The organism is Fodinicurvata halophila, from assembly GCF_042651425.1.
Lineage (GTDB): Bacteria > Pseudomonadota > Alphaproteobacteria > Kiloniellales > DSM-21159 > Fodinicurvata > Fodinicurvata halophila.
Genome location: NZ_JBHSCW010000010.1, coordinates 144810 through 161866, shown reverse-complemented (window position 1 = coordinate 161866; position 17057 = coordinate 144810). Strand labels below are relative to the sequence as shown.

Genomic DNA, 17057 nt, shown 5'->3' with positions numbered 1-17057 from the left:
AGGGGCCGCGGGTTCCGCTCAAACTTTTCGATGATAGGTGAACATAACCGGAACAAGCCCCGGGTGTCAAGGGGATTGATGGCTTTCACCCGGCCGGGCTGAAGCGATCCGCCTGGCGCAGGCCCGACCTTACCTTTCTAGACTTCTTTCTGAAGCCTTCTTGGCTTTTTTAGACCGTTCACTTTTCAATCCACGAAATAGCGGCCTCTATTCAAGAAGACCTTACTCTTTCAAACAGATGCCTGCTCAATTAAATGGCTGATAAAACTTTCTTATTTCAACCGGTCTTTGCCACCAACCGAGCCTATCATGCAGCCTCTCGCAAGTAAGAGCTCGATGTTCTTTCTTAAAATCCTGTTCAAAATCTTATGGAGATTGCCGATCCCTTGCAATCAAGGACGCCCGTTGAAAACGGGTAAGCAAGACATGGGGCTCCCTTATTTCTGGCCCAGTGCTGCTTGGACAAAGCGTTAGGGGACCGTACCCCTATCTATTAAGCTAGGCTCACTTCTGGACAGCCAGCCGGTGAAGGCCCCGCGCCGGGAGCGGAACGGGGCTTCGATAGCGACAAGAAGACCGTGTAGCGCAAGCATCATGTTGCGGTGGATACCGATATGCGTCTGCTGATGATCAACTTCATCCCGGTGGATATCTCGGACAGCGCCGGAGCGCAAATGATCCTGTACGCCATTCGCAAGCGCTAACCCTGGCTCAAGCATCTCTTTTCCGATGGCGCCTATGATCGGACCCAGCTCACGGATAAGGTCGCCTTCCACGACTTCGTCATCGAGGTGGTGTGTGAATCGACCAGGATTTTGGATTCTAGGCGCTGCCGCGGCAATGGGTCGTCGAGTACATCTTCAGCTGGCTGATGCGTTGGAGCCGACTGGTGCGCGATTACGAATATCGCATCGACGTCTCCTAGGCCATGACGCTTGTCGCCATAGGAAGCATGCTTCTACGCAGAATCAGTTATTGATTATATTCTCAAATAGAATCTTAATAGTGCGCGGAAATGGGAGAATGGATGCTTAAATCTGATTCATTAAACCATGCTCTAAATGATATGTCATTTATATATTTATGTATATATCTATAAATTATATATTTATATTTCGTTATTTATCTATTTTATTTCGCGTTTCTTTAATTAATTCCGCACATCTCTGCACGAATTTCTCGTCTACATCAATGAGTGATTGTCCTTCCGTTATGTCACCTTCGTAAAAGAACGTGGATGGTTCTTTGATCGCAAATTCAAGTTCTTCCCGTCTTTCTAGTAGGCGTGTGTGACTTAACCCGGTCCCATGTTTCAAAACATTGATAGCTAACCTGTAATCTTCGAAACGACTGGAGAGGTCATGGTGCTCTTGTTCTTCCAAACGATCCCGTAATTCATCAAATGGCCTTGACCACTCAAGCTCGGATTGAAGTAGGGATTCATACATAGAAAAAGCACCAACTGCGATAATCTCTCTTTGGATCCGTACCATCCTGAGTATGTTGACTGCACTCGAAGAGCCAGAGTGCTCAAGAGTGTCAATGGCTTCTTGTTCTGCCCGATGTCCGCTCGATACCGTGAAACTTATGCATCGAACGAGCAAGTTCAGGTCGTTTTGCCCCCCTCCCATGCGCAACCCTCATGTCTGAGAAATTACCTTTGATTTCTGAATGGTAATGGGGGGTCACGTCAGTATGTGTCAAGCCAATGGTAAGCGAGGGTGCAGAGTGATTGCGGTGCCAATCATCCCATCGACGGTTTGGGAAAAATCGTTTCCTTGAAAGCTCAAATTTGAGTTAGGCTTTGGTATAAACTCCTAACCACTAAACTAACGTACTTGGGAGTATGTGAGGCAGGGTTTATGGGGCTTAGAACTCCAAATAGATGTACAGCAAATGCTGTCTATTTCTTACTCGCTATGATGACGGCGGTGCTCTCAACGGCTCTTATATTGAATGCCAGAGAGGCATTAGGCCAAGAATCAGAGTCCACATATCCAACTTATATATCCTTGGAAGAATCGTTGGGCTTGATTCAGAACGTACATCTGGAAGTAGTTGATGACGTTGAAGGTGGGTGTTGGACGAACGTGGAAACCGTTCGCCAGAAAGCACGTCTGGCATTTGAGCAAAGCGATATCCGCGTCTACCAGGAACCACTCGCAAGTACTAGTCTATTTACCCCCAAGTTTCTTATAAATACGGTAGGATGGAGAACGGAAAGAGGAACTTGCGTTGGGACCATGAATGTCAGGAGTATATCGCGTGTTTATACTGAGCTTGGAAAACAAGAAGAATTTAATGTGGGGGTGAATTCCATTAGTTTTGAATATCAAGCTACTATGACAAGTATTGATAATCTAAATACTACTATATTGGATAGTACAGAGCAAGCAACTTCCAAGTTTATTGCAGATATAATTAGTAATTCTCGTAATAAAAATGTTTCCCAACTACTTAATTCTTTTGAAGGAATAGAAGACGCTGAGCCTTTGACTATGAAGGAATATAAAAAACTTATTAGGGAAATGGATGACGAGGGTTAATTCATTTTCAGATAACTTGAGAGGCTAACTTAAAATATTTTACATGATATCAATACGTTGCGAGGCGCCTGATGAGGATTTGGACGCGGGTGGGGTGAAGCTATGCTTGGGCACTGTCGATGGCTCACCCTTGGCGAGGCGGCGGTTGCGGTTGAGCTAAGCCAGCGTTCGCTTGACAGCCCTGCGAAGCGGCAGCACCTCGAAGCCACTTGCGGCATCGCTGCAACGCACAACCTAAAGTGTCCATCGCCCAGACGCTTGAGCGCCCTCATGAGCTTGGCCCCAACTTAGGCGACATCGGCAAACACGAGGCACAGCCAAGGATAGGCACTGCGTATATCCGTCAGCAGGTCGGGCACACCATCACAATCCTCGACGCCAGTCCTGTGCCCGATTCCAGAGATCAGCAGGCCGCCGGTATCGGTGAGGATATGACGTTTCCGGCCCTTCACCTTCTTGCCGGCATCGAAACCAAGACACACCGCCGCTTTCATTCGCCTTAACCGACTGGCTGTCGAGGATCCCAATGATCGGACTGGCACTGCGGGCTTCGGCTTCTCGCGCAGCCATGACCAGGAGATGGTTGATGGTCTGCCACGTGCCATCGTCGCGCCAGGCGTAGAAATAGCGCTGCACCGTCGAGCGCGGCGGGAAGTCCCGGGGAAAGAACCGCCACTGGCAGCCCGTACGCAGGATGTAGAAGATCCCGTTGACGACCTCGCTGCAGGCAGGTCACGCGCGGCCGCCCAAGAGCGCGCGCTTCGGGCAACTGCGGTGTGATCAGAGCCCATTCGGCATCAGTGATATCACTTCCATACCTTAGGGCACTGCGATCATACATCGGGCAAGCGGTTTCAGTTCACATCTTGCGGCTCCATCGGTTGCTCAACACACGGAGAAATCATAAGAGACTGAAATCACTCAACTCTTTTCGGGCCAGACACTCAAAGGCTATGCTCCAAACCTCTGATCTTCATCTTCTAGAATCGTTTCTTCTTCACTCTGCAACTGGTCCTCAGAAGGAGCCCTCTTTCTGGGTTTAGGCGGGGGAGCTTGCCATGGTTTTACGTACTGGCCGACCAGGTCATAGAACTCCGGCACAATGCGCTCTAGGTCCTCGATGAAGGTTCTGCGTCCCGCAAACCGCTTCATCCCCAAGTGTTCGACCAACTTGACCTCGAGCGAATGGGGAGACGTTTCCGATGATCCGTCTTCGATCGCGCTGGAGTCTTCCCGTAATGCATCGACCTCTTTCTGCGTGGGTGGCTTCCGTCCCGGCCAGTGTGCTTCGATGATCAGTCTCGGATCATCCTTCTTGAGCATCTTGAGTAGCCAGTTCACGCGCGCCTTTGGCGATTTCCGGTCCGTCGGTGCCTTGAGTTTCATGGAGACTTCGATGGTCTTGAACCCCAGGTCTGCGCAGACCTCGATATCGGCGGCAGCATCCGGGACCACAAACCCGCTGGTCAGCGAATTCGTCTCAACCAGATTGGAGATTCCCTGCTTAAGCCGCGCAGCTCCATCCGACTGGAACTTGCGCTCGATCCGTTCCTTGACCGGTTTCCCGATGTATCGGGACAACTGCAGGCTCAGATCGCGCGTCTCGGAGAACCAGCACGCAACCGCGTCCTCCACATCCGGACTGCTTTTCTTGAGATGCTCCTTGTTCGTGACGGACTGGACAATCTCCTTCCAGTTCTGGCCCATCTGGGTAAAGCGCTCGATACCCGTGCCCGGATGCTGCAGCAGGCGGTGGAACTCGGAGACGATGAACTTTTGCTCCTGGTCCTCGACCGATTGCTGGTAATGGAGGATCTCGCACTGGGTCCTGAGCCAGGTCCAGGACCAGTGATAGAGGCCAACCTTCTTGGTCAGCTTCTTGGAAACCGGGACCGGTGACTGATCGGCGCGCGCCACGAACTGGTTCGAGATCGTGACCACGGCATCGATATCATTGGCCTTGGCAAGCTCCAGGTAGCGTTCAACCTGTTCAGGCTGGAGCTCCGCCTTCCCCACCTTCGCTTCCACAAGAGCGGACCAGGAAGACTTCGGGTTCTTCGCAATGATCAGTCCATCCGGTCGGTCATTTGTCGTCGGGCCATTCTTCAGCACGACCTCCGTATAGGTCTCCATGCGCGTGCGCTTGCCGACGCGAAAGCCGGCCGTACCCAGAACTTCTTCGGCGAGAGACGGAACCATCGGCAAGGCGGCGAGGAATATGGAGGCCATACGGCCTTCTCGACTGGTATCGGCAAGAACGGGAAACAGCCGCGCCTTGTCGCCCTGTTTCAGCATCTCCGGCAACGTATTCATGGAAGCCCCCTGGATGATCCGGAATTTATCGTTGTATTTCTTTCTTAGCCTCTACCATCTTTACGAGTACGGCGCAATTGATGCTTATTTCAGGCGGATTGTTCACGGGCGACGGCTATGCCTCAGCGTAGAGTGCATGGCCTTCATAGATCTTCGGGCAATGACGGGATGGTTAATGTCGGTCCCTATTTCCCACTGTCGGAAGAATCATCTAACGAGCTGGGAGCGAGAGCCCTACTCCGATTTAGGCATGCAGAGGGAACAACGTTTGGAGAACGGCTCGGGCCGTGTTGTGAACCGTTCCAATTCCTGCTCAAGAGAGCCTAGAGACTCGCCGCAGAGCTTTGTATAGCCGCGTTCGGTAAAGCCTCCGGGTTCGCTCTTCATTTTCGGGTATCGTTGGATCGAGACGCAACTGGCACAATGAAGAACGACATAATCTGGATCGAAGCTACGGCGCAGGTTCACCACAAAGCCAAAGGGGTGTTGTTTGAGCCAATCCAGGTAACCCGCATCATCATCCACAAAGTGCCAAACGGTCATGCTCGCCCCCGGCTGTCATATCTCCGGCTCACTTAACCAAACCCGACAGCGAATGAGAAGAGCAGCCTCTGACGCTCTGCCAGGTTGATTCCTGGACTGTCCAGCTAGAGCATTTACCCAAAATAATCCTCATCCACCTTCTTCAGGTGCAGACCTCCTCATCCCGGCAGCCGACGTTGTAGCGGACCATCACGCCAGACGGTTCTCGTCATCGATCAGGCTCAAGCGCGCCGGGGCGGCATTTCCCCAGCGCCAGAGGACCAGGTTCAGGTCCTGTTCCGTTGCGCCGGGGGCAAAGCTCCGGACAAGCAGGGCGTGATAGCCCTCATCAATGAGTTGGCGTGCAAAGATTTGGGTCTTCGCGTCCCCGCTGGCTTTCATCTGGTCGCGCCAGGTCGGGTCAGCCAGGGCCTGCAAGGTCATGCCCCTGGCCTCGAGCGCGGCCGATTCGCGGCCGTCAAAGACGCTTTCGATGTCTGCCTCGTAACAGACGAGCGTCGTGGGCTGAAGGCTGCCCACCTGGTTGGCCTCGCGCAGCGCCGTCATCACGGTCAGGGAGGCATAGAGCGCCGGCAGGCCTTTCGAATTGAAACGGCCGCCGTGAAGTTCGGCGCCCCGTCCGGACAGGGGCTGGCGTGCATGAACGGGATTCAGCGCGCGATAGAGCTTGCCGCGATAGTTCATGCTGCTGATCAGGCGTGCACACCGGCATCGACGGCGTCGATATAGTCGAGCACTTCGTTCGCGCGGCCCTCGCGCACAAGCTGCATGGCGGTCTGGCCCGAGAAACCGGCCAGCGGCTCCGAACGATACCAGGCATAGGCGATCAGCAGGGACCCGAAGCGCGGCTCGACCTTGTTGATCACCTCGACCATCTCACGCAGCCGCCGCTGTGTCTTGTTCGAGCGGATGCGATCGCGGCGCTGGACCGCGTCCTTGCCCAGGCCGACCGTGCGGGCAATCTCGTCACTGGTGGTGCGCAGGGCGTCCGCGATCTTGCGCGGCGCGAAGTACCCCTCGTCGGAGTATTGTGCCAGGTTCATGACCTTCTCCCGTCACATAGAATGCCGCTTTTACTGACGTAATATAGCGTCACTATAAGCGCATATCAAGAACAAGAGACTTCACGCCATGACGGCCCCTTCATCCAGACACCCCTGCTCGGCAGCCGCACTGCGCGTATAAAAAGCGATGGCGGAAACCGGCACGCGCTTGCAATTGCTGCTGTCCCTGCCCGGGACGCAGCGTTAACATCGCCCCCAAGCGCGCAACGCCAAGAACGAACTGCGCCAGGCCGCTCTCCGGTCAAGCGTCCCACCTGCCTTCCAACCGAACCACCGGCGGCCCCCATGACCCGATCCAACGCCTTCAACCCCGACTCCATCCTCTCCGGCCTCCTGGACTGGGTCGCCATCGAAAGCCCCAGCTACAACCGCGAAGCCGTCAACCGCATGGTCGACACCGTGGAGGGCGAGCTCAGCGCCCTGGGCGGCGCCATCGAGCGCGTCGATCAGGGCCAGGGCTACGGCGACGTGCTGCTGGCGCGCTTCCCGGGGCAGATGGAGGGGCCGGGCATCCTGATCCTGGGGCATGTGGACACGGTGCACCCCGAGGGCACGCTGGACGGTCCCCTGCCCATCCGGCGCGCGGGCGACCGGGTCTATGGCCCCGGCATCTTCGACATGAAGGGCGGCCTCTACCTGGCCGTCCACGCCCTGCGCCAGGTGCTGCGCGACGGCGGGCGCCCGAAGCTGCCCGTCACCGTCATGGTCATCCCCGACGAGGAGGTCGGCACGCCCAGTTCACGCCCGCTGATCGAGGCCGAGGCGCGGCGGCACCGCCACGTCCTGGTGCCCGAGCCGTCGCGCGAGGGCAAGCTGGTGACCGGCCGCCATGCCTTCCTGCGCTTCCTGTTGCGCTGTCACGGCCGCCCGGCCCATGCCGGCGCCGACAACCGCGCCGGGCGCAGCGCCATCAGCCAGATGGCCCGGGTGATCCAGCAGGTGGATTCCTGGTCCGACTTCGCGCGCGGCGTGACCTATTCCGTGGGCGTCATCCAGGGCGGCACCTTCGCCAACGTCATGCCCATCGAGTGCAGCGCCCAGCTGCTCTGCGTCGCCCCCACCGAGGCCGACATGGAGGAGGTGCGCGCCCGCGTCCTGGGCCTGGCCGAACAGGGCGAGGACCGACACATCGAGGTCGAGGAAGGCCCGGTGCGCCCGCTGTTCAAGCCGCACGCGGGCACTCTGAACCTCTATGAAACGGCGCGCGCGATCGCCGCCGAACAGGGCCTGACCCTGGAGCACGGCCAGTTCGGCGGCGGCAGCGACGGCAACTTCACCGGCGCCCTGGAAATCCCCACCCTGGACGGCCTGGGTGTCTGCGGCGGCGGCCCCCACACCCACGAGGAGCACCTGCTGGTCAGCTCCCTGGAGCCCCGCTGCCGCGTGATCGCCGGCCTGCTGGAACGGTTGGAGTAGGGGGCAGACGGACGCCATCTGCATGCCTTTCCAGCCCAACTTGTTTTCTGAAAGCACCCGCCAACCCCCTTGCACCTCCGCCGGCGCTTCGTATCCTTTCCCCATCGGGCACAGCAGGGACGCACCAGCATGACAGCCGCCACGCTCACGGCGCCGGAGATCCGGGCCAGCCGGGACGACGACATCCCGGCGATCACCGCGATCTATGGCGAGGCGGTGCGGCACGGCACCGGCAGCTTCGAGCTGGCGCCGCCCGGCGAAGACGAGATGGCAGCGCGGCGCGCGGCGCTGCTGGCCGCCGGCTATCCCCACATCGTGGCGCTGCGCGACGGCGCGGTGATCGGCTTTGCCTACGCCGGCGCCTATCGTCCGCGCCCGGCCTATGCCGGCACCGTGGAAAGCTCGGTCTATGTCAGCGCGGACACCCGCGGCGGCGGGGTCGGCCGCGCCCTGCTGAGCCAGCTGGTCGCCGAGTGCGCGGCGCGCGACTTCCGCCAGATGGTGGCCGTGATCGGCGATTCCGCCAACCGCGCCTCCATCGCCCTGCACGAGGCCATGGGCTTCACCCTGGTGGGCACGTTCCGCTCGGTGGGCTGGAAGCACGGCCGCTGGCTCGACACCGTGCTGATGCAGCGCGCGCTCGGCCTGGGCGACGGCCAGCCGCCGGGCCCCGCGAAACAGGGCCTTAAATAAACCGCATTTGCGCGGCAGTCTCTGTCGATTGATATGCAGGCCAAGGGTCCGGCGCCGCACGGTGCCAGAATCCGCGCCGCCGCCCCTTCCCCGCATTCCACGAGACCGGCCCGGACAGCGTTTGCTGCGCCCGGGCGAAGGACATGGCCCATGGCCACCCGCACACGCCAAAGGATCGTTCACTTCTTCGCGCCCTTCGCCCTGGATGGCCTCGACGGCCTCCAGCCCGCCGGCGATTACGCCGTCGAGGAGGATGAGGAGGTGATTGCCGGCGCAACCTGGGTGGCCTATCGCCGCGTGGCCACCTTCATCCGTTTGCCGGCCGTCACCTCGGGCCGCAAGCCGCGCGAGACGATCGCGATCGATCATCTGAAGCTGCAGGCCGCGCTGACCCGCGACCGGGCGCACAAAGACGCGCCCTCCGCCTGACGCACACCCCTTCACTCACACGCGCGTGAACAGCGCGCAAAACACCCGGAAAGGATACTCCCATGGCGAAAGGCCAGAAACGTAGCGGGCGCGAGCCCCGAAAACCCAAGCAGGTCAAGACGCCGCAGGCCGCCAACTCACCCTTCGGCGCCCCGCCCAGGCCCAGCCCGACCGGCGGCGCGCCCCGCAAGACAGCCACCGCGCGCTGACCCCCCGGCGCCGCACATCCCCTCACACCAGGAGACCCCACATGACCTCCCGCAAGACCACGTCCGCCGGCCCGTCCAAGGGCGCGTCCGGCAAGTCCCCGGACAGCGAAGCCGTCAGCGACTGGGAAGCCGAAGGCGGAGCCACCCCGGCCGGCCCAACCGGCAAGCCAGAAACCGGCCGCCGCGGCAACGCGCTGACCCGCATGCTCTGCCGCGTCTTCTGCCCCTCCAGCTCGAAGTCCCGGGACGCACGGCCCTCCACCGACGCCTCCTGACGGCGCCGATCCGGTCCGTCCGCACGTGCAGAAGCCATGCGCAGGCGGGCACGGCGCCACGTATAAAGGCGAGCCCGGACGCACCACCTGCGCCGAGACGCTTCGAGGCCCGCTAACGCGAGCACCTCAGCGTGAGTCATTTTTTTGTTTTATATCAGTACCTTAAACCTATCCTCATTCTGAGGCGGCGTGCTCAGTACGCCCTCGAAGAATGCCGGCACCGGCTATGCCGTTGGCTTGAGCCCAGCCCAGCCTGCATCGAAGCCGTGCCTGAAGTATCCAGCGACAGGCCTTGACATGTCACCATCCGGTGACTATACAATGTCACTCATCAGTGACATAAAGGCTTGCAGCATGAACGACACCGCTCCCCGCGACCGGGACACGACCGAAACCAGCCTGATCCAGGCTGTCGAGGCCGTCATTCTGGACGAGGGTTTCGCGGGCGTCGGCATCAACGCGCTCGCGCGCCGCGCCGGCGTCGACAAGGTTCTGATCTATCGCTATTTCGGCGGGCTGTCCGGCCTGCTGACGGCCTATGCCGAGGCCGGCGACTTCTGGTGGCGGGTCGACGACCTGCTGGCCGAGCCGCTGCCCGACCCGGACAGTTCGGACGCGCTGGCGCAGACCCTGGCTCGTGTGTTCGAGCGTCATGTCGCCTTCCTGCGCCGCCATCCCGTGACCCTGGAGGTGATCGCCTGGGAAATGAGCGCGCGCAACGAACTGACGGCGGCGCTCGAGAGCGTGCGCGAGCAGCGCAGCCTGGCCGTGATGCGTTGCCTGGCGGAGCGCTTCGGTGTTGCGGAGTCCGAGTTCCTGGCCCAGGTCGCGCCGCTGCTCACCCTGCTGGGGGCGGCCGCCAACTATCTCGCGGCGCGCGGCCGTCACCTGTCTGTCTTCAACGGCCTCGACCTGCAGTCGGAGGCCGGCTGGACACAGCTGTGCAGGACTGCGGAGCACATGCTGGCCGCGGTGCAGCTGCCGCATCCGTCTGCAGACTCGATCTCCCCGGCCACCAACCTGGACCAAGACCCATGAAATTCGAGATGACACGCCGCCGCCTGTTGGGGGCAGGCCTGACGGGACTGGGCACCCTCACCGGCGGCGGGCTTGCCTGGCGCAGCTGGCACAACGGCGTGTTCGCCGTCGGCGAGGGCCCGGCCTATGCCCCCTGGCAGTCCTGGCCACCCGCCGACGAGGGCCCGCTGGCCCTGGTCAAGGCAGGCATCCTGGCCTCCAATGCACACAACACCCAGCCCTGGCGCTTCCAGGTCGACGGCGAGACCATCACGCTCTATGCCGATCACAGCCGTCACCTGGGCAGCTTCGACCCCTACCGTCGCGAGATGATGCTGTCCCTGGGCTGTGTCCTGGAAAACATGGTCCAGGCCGCCAGGGCCCAGGGACTCGAGGCCGAGGTCTCGGCCACATCTATCCGTCCCCTGACCCGGCCCCGGGAGGAGACGCTCGAACGGGTGGCGGTGCTCGGGCTGTCCCCGGGACAGGCGGCAACGAGCGATCTGTTCACGGCCATTCCCGAGCGTCACACCCATCGCGGTGCCTATGACACCGCCCGCGCGCTGCCCGGCGGGCTCGAGGAGGAGCTGCAGGCGCTGGTCCCGGCGGATCCACCCCTGCGGCTGTTTCTCTTCGGTCCCGGCGCGGAGGCGGAGCGGGACAGGCTGGGCAAGCTGATCGTCTCCAGCACCCAGGCGATCATCGACGACCGCCAGATGGCGAGGGACAGTGCCCGCTGGTTCCGCTTCGACTGGCAGGCGGTGCAGGAGCATCGCGACGGCGTGACCCTCGATGCCGTGGGCCTGCCGCCCCTGCTCAACGCCCTCGCCAAGATCCTGCCCGCGCCCTCCGGCGAGGAGGCGGACCAGCAATGGCTCAAGGGCACCCGCGAGGTTCACGTCGCGACGGCGCCGCTGCTCGGCATGATCGCCGTGCCAGACCTCTACGATCCGGCCGCGGCGCTCCAGGCGGGGCGGCTCTGGCAAAGGCTGCATCTCTGGCTCACGTCAAAGGGCCTCGTCGCGCAGCCACTCAACCAGCCGGCGGAGCGGGTGGATCGCGAAGCGCAGACGGGCGCCCCGCCGCGCACGGCCGAACAGCTGGCCGCCCTGACCGGCGATGCCGCCTGGCACCCCACCTTCGTGTTCCGGGCCGGCCATGCCGCGGAGCCGGCCCGTCTCTCTCCGCGTCGATCGCTCGACGCGGTCCTTGTGACCTGACCAGCGCGCCCGCGTTCAAGAGCCGGCCAAACCAGGGAGGACACCATGACGGTCCGGCACAGGATCATGAACCTGGCACGTAACGCCTTCGCCCTTTCCGGCGTGCTGCTCGTCGCCTTGCTCGCCATCGGTACGTTTCTCGATGTACAGGCCTTTGACCGCACCCGCGGCGGCTACGCGCCACCCTACGATGACTACAGCGGCACGCCGATCGACTGGACCGAGCTGGATATTACCCGGACGGGCATGGCCTATCGCGGGCATGTGGTGAACATCCTCGTCAACTGCACGAGCGGGATGATCACCTTCGAGATTTTCCGGCTCCAGATTCCCTTCCGGGAGGTCTCCCCGCGCGCTCTCGCCGTCCACGAGCCGCGCAAGGCCTGCCTCGAGCGCGGCTTCACCCCCGCCTTCTGAACCTGGGAAGACCCGGCTGTGCCGGGGTGCGCAATGAAGGTCCTATCATTTCGGTTACGCAAATTCCTGGATACGAAAAAATAGTTTTTTCAGCACCTTAAGAATGACCTCATGTTGAGGTGGGCCGCGGTAGCGGCCCCTCGAAACATGTTGGCACCGGCTGTGCCATTGGCATGAGACCAGCCGGGCCGCCTGTGCCAAGACGCTTCGAGGCCCGCTCTCGCGGGCACCTCAGCGTGAGGCGGTTTTTGTTTAATACCAATGCGATAAACGATACTCTCATCTTGAGCTTGTTTGCTCCTCTACCAAAATACCCTCAAGTGCATCACGCCGCCTCGAAGGACTCGATGGCATCCAACTCGCGTTTCTTCCTCTCCGCCTCGACCTTCAGGTCATGGGTGGCCTGCATGTTCATCCAGAATTCCGGGCTTGTGCGGAAAAAGCGTGCCAGACGCAGAGCCGTGTCCGGTGTGATCGGCGTTTCCTGCTTCACCAGGCGCTCAATGCGCGTGCGCGGCACGCCCAATCGCCTCGCCAAGGCACCGGCGGATAGCCCCAAGGGAACCAGGTATTCCTCACGCAAGATTTCGCCGGGATGGACTGGGGGCATTTCAGACAGCATTCGATTTGACCTTATCCAGCATCAAGTCCATAAATATGTATCATGATATGATACATATTGCATCGCCCGTGTCGGCATTCCTTCGACACGCTCTCGACTGGGTTGCGAGGCTTATTCCCCTTTGCCCGCAAATGCTAAGCCTTTGTTTTTCAGCACACTAAGAATGTCTTCATGTTGAGGCGGGCCGCGGTAGCTGCCCCTCGAAACATCTTGGCGCCGGCTGCGCCATTGGCATGAGCCTCGGTTCCACCACTCGTGCCAAGACGCTTCGAGGCTCGCCTGCAGCTCGCGCCTCAGCGTGAGGGTGACGTATTTCCAGAAGCTTGAAAGCCTCCATGCGCCCCTCACCGCCGCCGAACCGGCCAGCCGCGCAGGCGGCAGTAGAGGGCCAGGCCGGCGTCGAGCTGGGCGCGGGTGTGGCCCTTGCGGCGGCGACGCTTGCGGTCGGTCTCGGCGCAGCTGTAGCCATAGCCCAGCACGTCCATGATGGTGGCGTGCTCGACCCCCTCGGCGGTGCAGCGCCGGGCCCAGCGGAAATAGAGGTCGACCAGGCGGCGCGCGCCCTCGCCGTCGGCCGGCGTCCCGTCCACCCGCTCGCGCGGCAGGGCGCAAGAGGCCAGGCCCATGCCGCGGGCGAGCACGGCGAAGGCCTGCCAGATGCATTCGGCCGCCGCCTGCTCCTCGTGCGACAGCCCGTCCCACAGACGCGCATCCACGCGCCGGCGCCGCGTCCGGACCTGGCTGAGGGTCACCAGCGCCAGGCGCCCGTCGCCCTGCCGCTCCAGGCGCTGGCCCAGGCGGACCTCCACGGCGGTGGTCGGCGCCTGCCGCTCCTGCCAAGCCGCGGGCGCGGCGGTCTCGGATGCCGCCGTTGCGCGTTGCAGCGCCAGGCGGCGCCGTGCCTGTGCGCGTGTCATCGGCGCTCCTCCCCTGCCTGTTTCACGCGCGCCGCCGCACGCGCAGCCGTGCCGGGCAGGCGGGGCGCGCGGAAGCCGGTGCGATAGGCCAGCGTGCCCTGCCGCGGCCGGCGACAGCCGGCGGCCCGGTCCAGGCGGCCCTCCTCGTACTCGGCACGTTCGCGACAAGGCGGCGGCGGCAGGCCCAGGGCACGCCGCGTCGCCGCCGCGCTCATGCGCTGCCAGGCCACTCGCCCCGACAGGCGCCGGGCCAGTTCGCCCAGGCTGTCCCTCGGTTCTTCCGGCGTCGCCTCCACGTCCTCCTCGTGGCTCATCTGGCCCTGGCGTACCTGCCCCTTCTTCCGCTGCCCGGCATCCTGCTTCCCATCCTGCATCCCTGAAAGCTCCTTCCCTTCTCCGATTCATGCCGCTAGACTGTTTGTTCCCTATTTGTTCTATATACAAGCAAGCTTGTTCCGAATGCAACAAATTTTCTTGTTGATAACTTGTGGAAAGACTCCTAGGATCTCGGATCATGGAGAGGCAGGATTCAGAGACGGCGAATCAGGAGACGGCGGATCGGGACGCACGGCTGGGCGAGCTGGTGCGCCGCTGGCGCCGCGCGGCCGGCCTGTCGCAGCCCCAGCTGGCCGCCCGCCTGGGCGTGACGCAACAGGCGCTGGCCCAGCTGGAAAGCGGGCAGACGCGGGCGCCGCGCTACCTGATGCAGCTGGCCCGGCTCATGGGCGTCGACCCGACCGACCTGGCCGCCGGACGCCTGCCGCCCGGCCTCCTGCAGGATGCCCCCTCGGAACAGGGTGGCCCGGCGCATGAGAGCAGCCCACTGCCGCGGCCGAACGTGGCCGGCCCGCCCCGCCCGGCGCCGCTGGGCGCGCGCGACCTGCCGGTCTATGCCAGCGCCCAGGGCGGCGCCGACGGCATGATCGTCGCCTACGACCCCATCGAGTGGATCGAGCGCCCGGCGCCCCTGGGCGGCGTGCCCGACGCCTTCGCCATGTACGTGGTGAACGATTCCATGGAGCCGCGCTACCGCCAGGGCGACCTGCTGCTGATCCACCCCCAGCGTCCGGTCCGCCGCGGCAAGGACGTGCTGGTGATCAGCCGCGAGATCGCCGGAGAGCCCGAGGCCGTCGACGCCTTCCCCCTGGACGACACGGGCGGCGAGCACACCGCCTGGATCAAGGAGCTGGTGCGCCTGGAGGCCGACCAGGTGGTGCTGCGCCAGCTCAACCCCGCCGGCGAGTTCACCCTGCCCCGCGCCCATGTCGCCGGCCTCCATCTTGTGGTCGGCGTCTACTACGACTGAGCCACGACCAACTTCACCGCCGGTGCCAGCGCGCTTCGAGGGCCAGCCTAACGGCTGGCCACCTCAGCGTGAGGATCTATTTTTCTTTTTCACCAACCGCTTAGACCCCACCCTCATTCTGAGGTGGCGTACGCAGTACGCCCTCGAAGAACGCCGGCACCAGCGTCGACATTGGCGTGAGCCCAGCCCAACCGCCTGTGCCGGGCCGCTTCGAGGCTCGCTTCGCTCACACCTCAGCGTGAGGTGTTTTTTGTGTTTGTTTTCAATTTTCTAAACCAACCCCTCATGTTGAGGTGGCGCACGCAGTGCGCCCTCGAAACATCTCGGCCCAGGCCCAACCACCCACAATCCACAAGTTTCCTTGTAACTTCCCGGCTTGTGAACAAGGCGGTCACAGGTCAGTCTTGCTGCCCTGAACCGGGGCGTCCCGCACGCCCACAGCCAACAGCCTGACAGCAGGGGAACGCATGTCCGAAGGGTCTTCATCGCAGGCCCCCGAAGGGGACGCACCATCCGCGCCGGCGAAACGCCCCCGCTCGCCCAAGCGCCTGCCCGGCCAGCTGTTCGACATGCCCTACCTGCTGCTACTGGCGGCCACGCTCTGCTGGGCCGGCAACGTGGTGCTGGGCCGCGCCGTCTACGAGTTCGTGCCGCCCGTCGCGCTGGGCTTCATGCGCTGGTCGCTGGCGCTGCTGATCCTGCTGCCCTTCACCTGGCGGCGCACGCTCAGGGACTGGCGCGTCATCCGGCGCTCCCTGCCCGCGGTGCTGCTGCTCTCGGTCACCGGCCTCGCCGCCTTCAGCACCCTGGTCTATGTTGCACTGAACCACACCGTGGCGCTGCACGGCGCGCTGCTGCAGTCGACCATCCCGGTGCTGATCGTGCTCTTCTCGTTCCTCGTCTTCCGCGACACCATGACGCCGAAACAGCTCGTCGGCGTGGGGCTGTCCATCGTCGGCGCCACCATCATCGTCGGCCAGGGCAACCCCCTGGCGCTGCTGTCCATCCGCTTCAATCCGGGCGACCTCATCCTGATGGTCGCCTTCTGCTGCTATGCGCTCTATTCGGTGTTCCTGCGCAAGCGGCCCCAGGTGCACCCGCTCAGCTTCATGACGGTGATCGTCGCCCTGGCCGCCCTCTTCCTGCTGCCGGCCTTCCTGCTGGAGCTCTCGTTCGGGCGGCAGCCGCAGGCCGACCTGGCGACCCTGGCTTCGGTGCTCTACGTCGCCTGCTTCGCCTCGCTGCTGGCCTATGTCTGCTTCAACCGCGGCGTGGAGCTGATCGGCGCCAACCGCAGCGGCCAGTTCATCCACCTGATCCCGGTGTTCGGCAGCCTGATGGCCGTGGTCTTCCTGGGCGAGCGGCTGCACTGGTACCACGGCGTCGGCGTGGTCTTCACCGGCGTCGGCGTCTACCTCGCCGCCTTCCGGCGCGTTGCCGAACCGCGCCGCTCCGGCAAGGGCTGACCGCTCAGTCCTTCAGGACGCGCAGCTCGGTGTCGAAGCGCCCCTCGACCTCGCGGCAGGCGTCGGGATCGGCCTCGGCCTTGATGCTCTCGCGCCGGCAGATGGTGGCCGTGAAGCGGCCCGCGGCCACGCCCTCCTCGGCGCCCAGGTCCAGGTGCTCGAAGGTCACGCTGGCCCCGGCGCCCTCGGCGTCGCTGACATAGAAGGGGTTCTCCAGGCCGTCGGGGAACAGGTTGACGCCGGCCCCCAGGATCTCCGCGTCGGCCTCCTCGCCCACCAGCCTCACCTCCAGGTTCAGCACGTTCTGCCGCATGTGTTCGGCGTCGGGATCGTGGCCCTGGATGGCGATGCTGGTCGTCGCCCCGGTGATGCGATAGTTGGCGGTGGCCGCGCCTTCCGCCGGCACGGCCAGAGTTTCCCAACGCCCCTGCGACCCGTCGATACTGGCCTCGATGGTTCCCAACTGCTGGAGCTCGTCAGCCGCTGCACCGCCGGACAGCAGCACACCGCCCACCAGAACAGCTGTCGCCAATGGCCCCACGGTCAGGAGGCCGGCTCTCCGGCTCCGCTTGCGCATCATCCCGCCTGTCGCCATACCTTGATC

Annotated in this window: 20 protein-coding genes and 2 pseudogenes; 11 read left to right on the top strand and 11 right to left on the bottom strand. The window is 62.5% G+C overall.

The features are described from left to right. Window positions 1-507: 507 nt before the first annotated feature. Window positions 508-925, top strand: a pseudogene (locus tag ACFOW6_RS15915) (transposase); the annotation flags it as partial. 193 nt (window positions 926-1118) lie between these two features. Here the strand turns inward: ACFOW6_RS15915 and ACFOW6_RS15910 are convergent. Further along, window positions 1119-1493: a hypothetical protein gene (locus ACFOW6_RS15910; RefSeq protein ID WP_382423409.1), complete on the bottom strand. Its 375-nt coding sequence runs from the start codon at window positions 1491-1493 to the stop codon at window positions 1119-1121. Window positions 1494-1862: 369 nt separating this feature from the next. Between ACFOW6_RS15910 and ACFOW6_RS15905 the strand changes: the two genes are divergently transcribed. Then, entirely contained in the window at window positions 1863-2546 is a 684-nt protein-coding gene (locus ACFOW6_RS15905; protein ID WP_382423408.1) for a hypothetical protein, read from the top strand. A gap of 287 nt (window positions 2547-2833) precedes the next feature. Here the strand turns inward: ACFOW6_RS15905 and ACFOW6_RS15900 are convergent, their stop codons facing one another. The 6 genes and pseudogenes from ACFOW6_RS15900 to ACFOW6_RS15875 all read right to left on the bottom strand — a co-directional run bounded on the left by ACFOW6_RS15900 (window position 2834) and on the right by ACFOW6_RS15875 (window position 6445). Next, window positions 2834-3040, bottom strand: coding sequence for a transposase (locus ACFOW6_RS15900; RefSeq protein WP_382423407.1), 207 nt, complete (start codon window positions 3038-3040; stop codon window positions 2834-2836). 103 nt (window positions 3041-3143) lie between these two features. Next, window positions 3144-3254 (bottom strand): annotated as a pseudogene (locus tag ACFOW6_RS15895) (transposase); the annotation flags it as partial. A 243-nt stretch (window positions 3255-3497) separates the two neighbouring features. Beyond that, window positions 3498-4859: a hypothetical protein gene (locus ACFOW6_RS15890; protein WP_382423406.1), complete on the bottom strand. Its 1362-nt coding sequence runs from the start codon at window positions 4857-4859 to the stop codon at window positions 3498-3500. Window positions 4860-5093: 234 nt separating this feature from the next. Then, window positions 5094-5402 (bottom strand): hypothetical protein, encoded by a 309-nt coding sequence (locus tag ACFOW6_RS15885; protein ID WP_382423405.1) that lies wholly within the window; start codon window positions 5400-5402, stop codon window positions 5094-5096. A gap of 189 nt (window positions 5403-5591) precedes the next feature. Continuing rightward, window positions 5592-6086, bottom strand: a complete 495-nt coding sequence (locus ACFOW6_RS15880; RefSeq protein WP_382423404.1) for an RES family NAD+ phosphorylase — start codon at window positions 6084-6086, stop codon at window positions 5592-5594. Window positions 6087-6094: 8 nt separating this feature from the next. Beyond that, window positions 6095-6445: an antitoxin Xre/MbcA/ParS toxin-binding domain-containing protein gene (locus ACFOW6_RS15875; RefSeq protein ID WP_382423403.1), complete on the bottom strand. Its 351-nt coding sequence runs from the start codon at window positions 6443-6445 to the stop codon at window positions 6095-6097. A gap of 306 nt (window positions 6446-6751) precedes the next feature. On the opposite strand from ACFOW6_RS15875, the gene ACFOW6_RS15870 reads away from it, so the two are divergent. The 7 genes from ACFOW6_RS15870 (at window position 6752) to ACFOW6_RS15840 (ending at window position 12142) form a co-directional block, all read left to right on the top strand. Beyond that, window positions 6752-7882: a M20/M25/M40 family metallo-hydrolase gene (locus tag ACFOW6_RS15870; protein WP_382423402.1), complete on the top strand. Its 1131-nt coding sequence runs from the start codon at window positions 6752-6754 to the stop codon at window positions 7880-7882. A gap of 129 nt (window positions 7883-8011) precedes the next feature. Beyond that, window positions 8012-8575, top strand: coding sequence for a GNAT family N-acetyltransferase (locus ACFOW6_RS15865; RefSeq protein ID WP_382423401.1), 564 nt, complete (start codon window positions 8012-8014; stop codon window positions 8573-8575). A 150-nt stretch (window positions 8576-8725) separates the two neighbouring features. Further along, window positions 8726-9004, top strand: coding sequence for a hypothetical protein (locus tag ACFOW6_RS15860; protein ID WP_382423400.1), 279 nt, complete (start codon window positions 8726-8728; stop codon window positions 9002-9004). Window positions 9005-9254: 250 nt separating this feature from the next. Further along, window positions 9255-9488: a hypothetical protein gene (locus ACFOW6_RS15855; RefSeq protein ID WP_382423399.1), complete on the top strand. Its 234-nt coding sequence runs from the start codon at window positions 9255-9257 to the stop codon at window positions 9486-9488. A gap of 354 nt (window positions 9489-9842) precedes the next feature. Next, complete coding sequence (locus tag ACFOW6_RS15850) at window positions 9843-10526, top strand: TetR/AcrR family transcriptional regulator (RefSeq protein ID WP_382423398.1); 684 nt, start codon at window positions 9843-9845, stop codon at window positions 10524-10526. After that, window positions 10523-11725 carry a hypothetical protein gene (locus ACFOW6_RS15845; protein WP_382423397.1) on the top strand — a complete coding sequence of 401 codons (1203 nt, stop codon included), beginning with the start codon at window positions 10523-10525 and terminating at the stop codon, window positions 11723-11725. Before ACFOW6_RS15850 ends, ACFOW6_RS15845 begins: the two co-directional genes overlap by 4 nt. A 45-nt stretch (window positions 11726-11770) precedes the next feature. Continuing rightward, window positions 11771-12142: a hypothetical protein gene (locus ACFOW6_RS15840; RefSeq protein WP_382423396.1), complete on the top strand. Its 372-nt coding sequence runs from the start codon at window positions 11771-11773 to the stop codon at window positions 12140-12142. Window positions 12143-12467: 325 nt separating this feature from the next. On the opposite strand, the gene ACFOW6_RS15835 is transcribed toward ACFOW6_RS15840, so the two are convergent. From ACFOW6_RS15835 to ACFOW6_RS15825, 3 genes are all read right to left on the bottom strand, one after another. Continuing rightward, complete coding sequence (locus ACFOW6_RS15835; protein WP_382423459.1) at window positions 12468-12752, bottom strand: HigA family addiction module antitoxin; 285 nt, start codon at window positions 12750-12752, stop codon at window positions 12468-12470. 356 nt (window positions 12753-13108) lie between these two features. After that, a complete protein-coding gene (locus ACFOW6_RS15830; protein WP_382423395.1) occupies window positions 13109-13681 on the bottom strand; it encodes a hypothetical protein in 573 nt (190 codons plus the stop codon). Next, complete coding sequence (locus ACFOW6_RS15825; RefSeq protein WP_382423394.1) at window positions 13678-14055, bottom strand: hypothetical protein; 378 nt, start codon at window positions 14053-14055, stop codon at window positions 13678-13680. The genes ACFOW6_RS15830 and ACFOW6_RS15825 overlap by 4 nt, the downstream gene beginning before the upstream one ends. Window positions 14056-14195: 140 nt before the next feature. Here ACFOW6_RS15825 and ACFOW6_RS15820 point away from each other — a divergent pair, with 140 nt between their 5' ends. Together ACFOW6_RS15820 and ACFOW6_RS15815 are read left to right on the top strand one after the other, a co-directional pair. Then, entirely contained in the window at window positions 14196-14987 is a 792-nt protein-coding gene (locus ACFOW6_RS15820; RefSeq protein WP_382423393.1) for an XRE family transcriptional regulator, read from the top strand. A gap of 467 nt (window positions 14988-15454) precedes the next feature. After that, window positions 15455-16453: a DMT family transporter gene (locus ACFOW6_RS15815; protein ID WP_382423392.1), complete on the top strand. Its 999-nt coding sequence runs from the start codon at window positions 15455-15457 to the stop codon at window positions 16451-16453. A 4-nt stretch (window positions 16454-16457) separates the two neighbouring features. Here the strand turns inward: ACFOW6_RS15815 and ACFOW6_RS15810 are convergent, their stop codons facing one another. Beyond that, on the bottom strand, window positions 16458-17048 hold the full coding sequence (locus ACFOW6_RS15810; RefSeq protein ID WP_382423391.1) for a hypothetical protein: 591 nt from the start codon (window positions 17046-17048) through the stop codon (window positions 16458-16460). Window positions 17049-17057 lie beyond the last annotated feature (9 nt).

What these genes read in the sequence shown, in the direction of transcription:
- ACFOW6_RS15825 (WP_382423394.1), bottom strand. Translation starts at nt 14,055, where the DNA reads ATGCAGGATGGGAAGCAGGATGCCGGGCAGCGGAAGAAGGGGCAGGTA.
- ACFOW6_RS15890 (WP_382423406.1), bottom strand. Translation starts at nt 4,859, where the DNA reads ATGAATACGTTGCCGGAGATGCTGAAACAGGGCGACAAGGCGCGGCTG.
- ACFOW6_RS15840 (WP_382423396.1), top strand. Translation starts at nt 11,771, where the DNA reads ATGACGGTCCGGCACAGGATCATGAACCTGGCACGTAACGCCTTCGCC.
- ACFOW6_RS15855 (WP_382423399.1), top strand. Translation starts at nt 9,255, where the DNA reads ATGACCTCCCGCAAGACCACGTCCGCCGGCCCGTCCAAGGGCGCGTCC.
- ACFOW6_RS15905 (WP_382423408.1), top strand. Translation starts at nt 1,863, where the DNA reads ATGGGGCTTAGAACTCCAAATAGATGTACAGCAAATGCTGTCTATTTC.
- ACFOW6_RS15900 (WP_382423407.1), bottom strand. Translation starts at nt 3,040, where the DNA reads ATGAAAGCGGCGGTGTGTCTTGGTTTCGATGCCGGCAAGAAGGTGAAG.
- ACFOW6_RS15820 (WP_382423393.1), top strand. Translation starts at nt 14,196, where the DNA reads ATGGAGAGGCAGGATTCAGAGACGGCGAATCAGGAGACGGCGGATCGG.
- ACFOW6_RS15870 (WP_382423402.1), top strand. Translation starts at nt 6,752, where the DNA reads ATGACCCGATCCAACGCCTTCAACCCCGACTCCATCCTCTCCGGCCTC.
- ACFOW6_RS15875 (WP_382423403.1), bottom strand. Translation starts at nt 6,445, where the DNA reads ATGAACCTGGCACAATACTCCGACGAGGGGTACTTCGCGCCGCGCAAG.
- ACFOW6_RS15885 (WP_382423405.1), bottom strand. Translation starts at nt 5,402, where the DNA reads ATGACCGTTTGGCACTTTGTGGATGATGATGCGGGTTACCTGGATTGG.
- ACFOW6_RS15830 (WP_382423395.1), bottom strand. Translation starts at nt 13,681, where the DNA reads ATGACACGCGCACAGGCACGGCGCCGCCTGGCGCTGCAACGCGCAACG.
- ACFOW6_RS15815 (WP_382423392.1), top strand. Translation starts at nt 15,455, where the DNA reads ATGTCCGAAGGGTCTTCATCGCAGGCCCCCGAAGGGGACGCACCATCC.
- ACFOW6_RS15810 (WP_382423391.1), bottom strand. Translation starts at nt 17,048, where the DNA reads ATGGCGACAGGCGGGATGATGCGCAAGCGGAGCCGGAGAGCCGGCCTC.
- ACFOW6_RS15880 (WP_382423404.1), bottom strand. Translation starts at nt 6,086, where the DNA reads ATGAACTATCGCGGCAAGCTCTATCGCGCGCTGAATCCCGTTCATGCA.
- ACFOW6_RS15845 (WP_382423397.1), top strand. Translation starts at nt 10,523, where the DNA reads ATGAAATTCGAGATGACACGCCGCCGCCTGTTGGGGGCAGGCCTGACG.
- ACFOW6_RS15865 (WP_382423401.1), top strand. Translation starts at nt 8,012, where the DNA reads ATGACAGCCGCCACGCTCACGGCGCCGGAGATCCGGGCCAGCCGGGAC.
- ACFOW6_RS15835 (WP_382423459.1), bottom strand. Translation starts at nt 12,752, where the DNA reads ATGCCCCCAGTCCATCCCGGCGAAATCTTGCGTGAGGAATACCTGGTT.
- ACFOW6_RS15860 (WP_382423400.1), top strand. Translation starts at nt 8,726, where the DNA reads ATGGCCACCCGCACACGCCAAAGGATCGTTCACTTCTTCGCGCCCTTC.
- ACFOW6_RS15850 (WP_382423398.1), top strand. Translation starts at nt 9,843, where the DNA reads ATGAACGACACCGCTCCCCGCGACCGGGACACGACCGAAACCAGCCTG.
- ACFOW6_RS15910 (WP_382423409.1), bottom strand. Translation starts at nt 1,493, where the DNA reads ATGGTACGGATCCAAAGAGAGATTATCGCAGTTGGTGCTTTTTCTATG.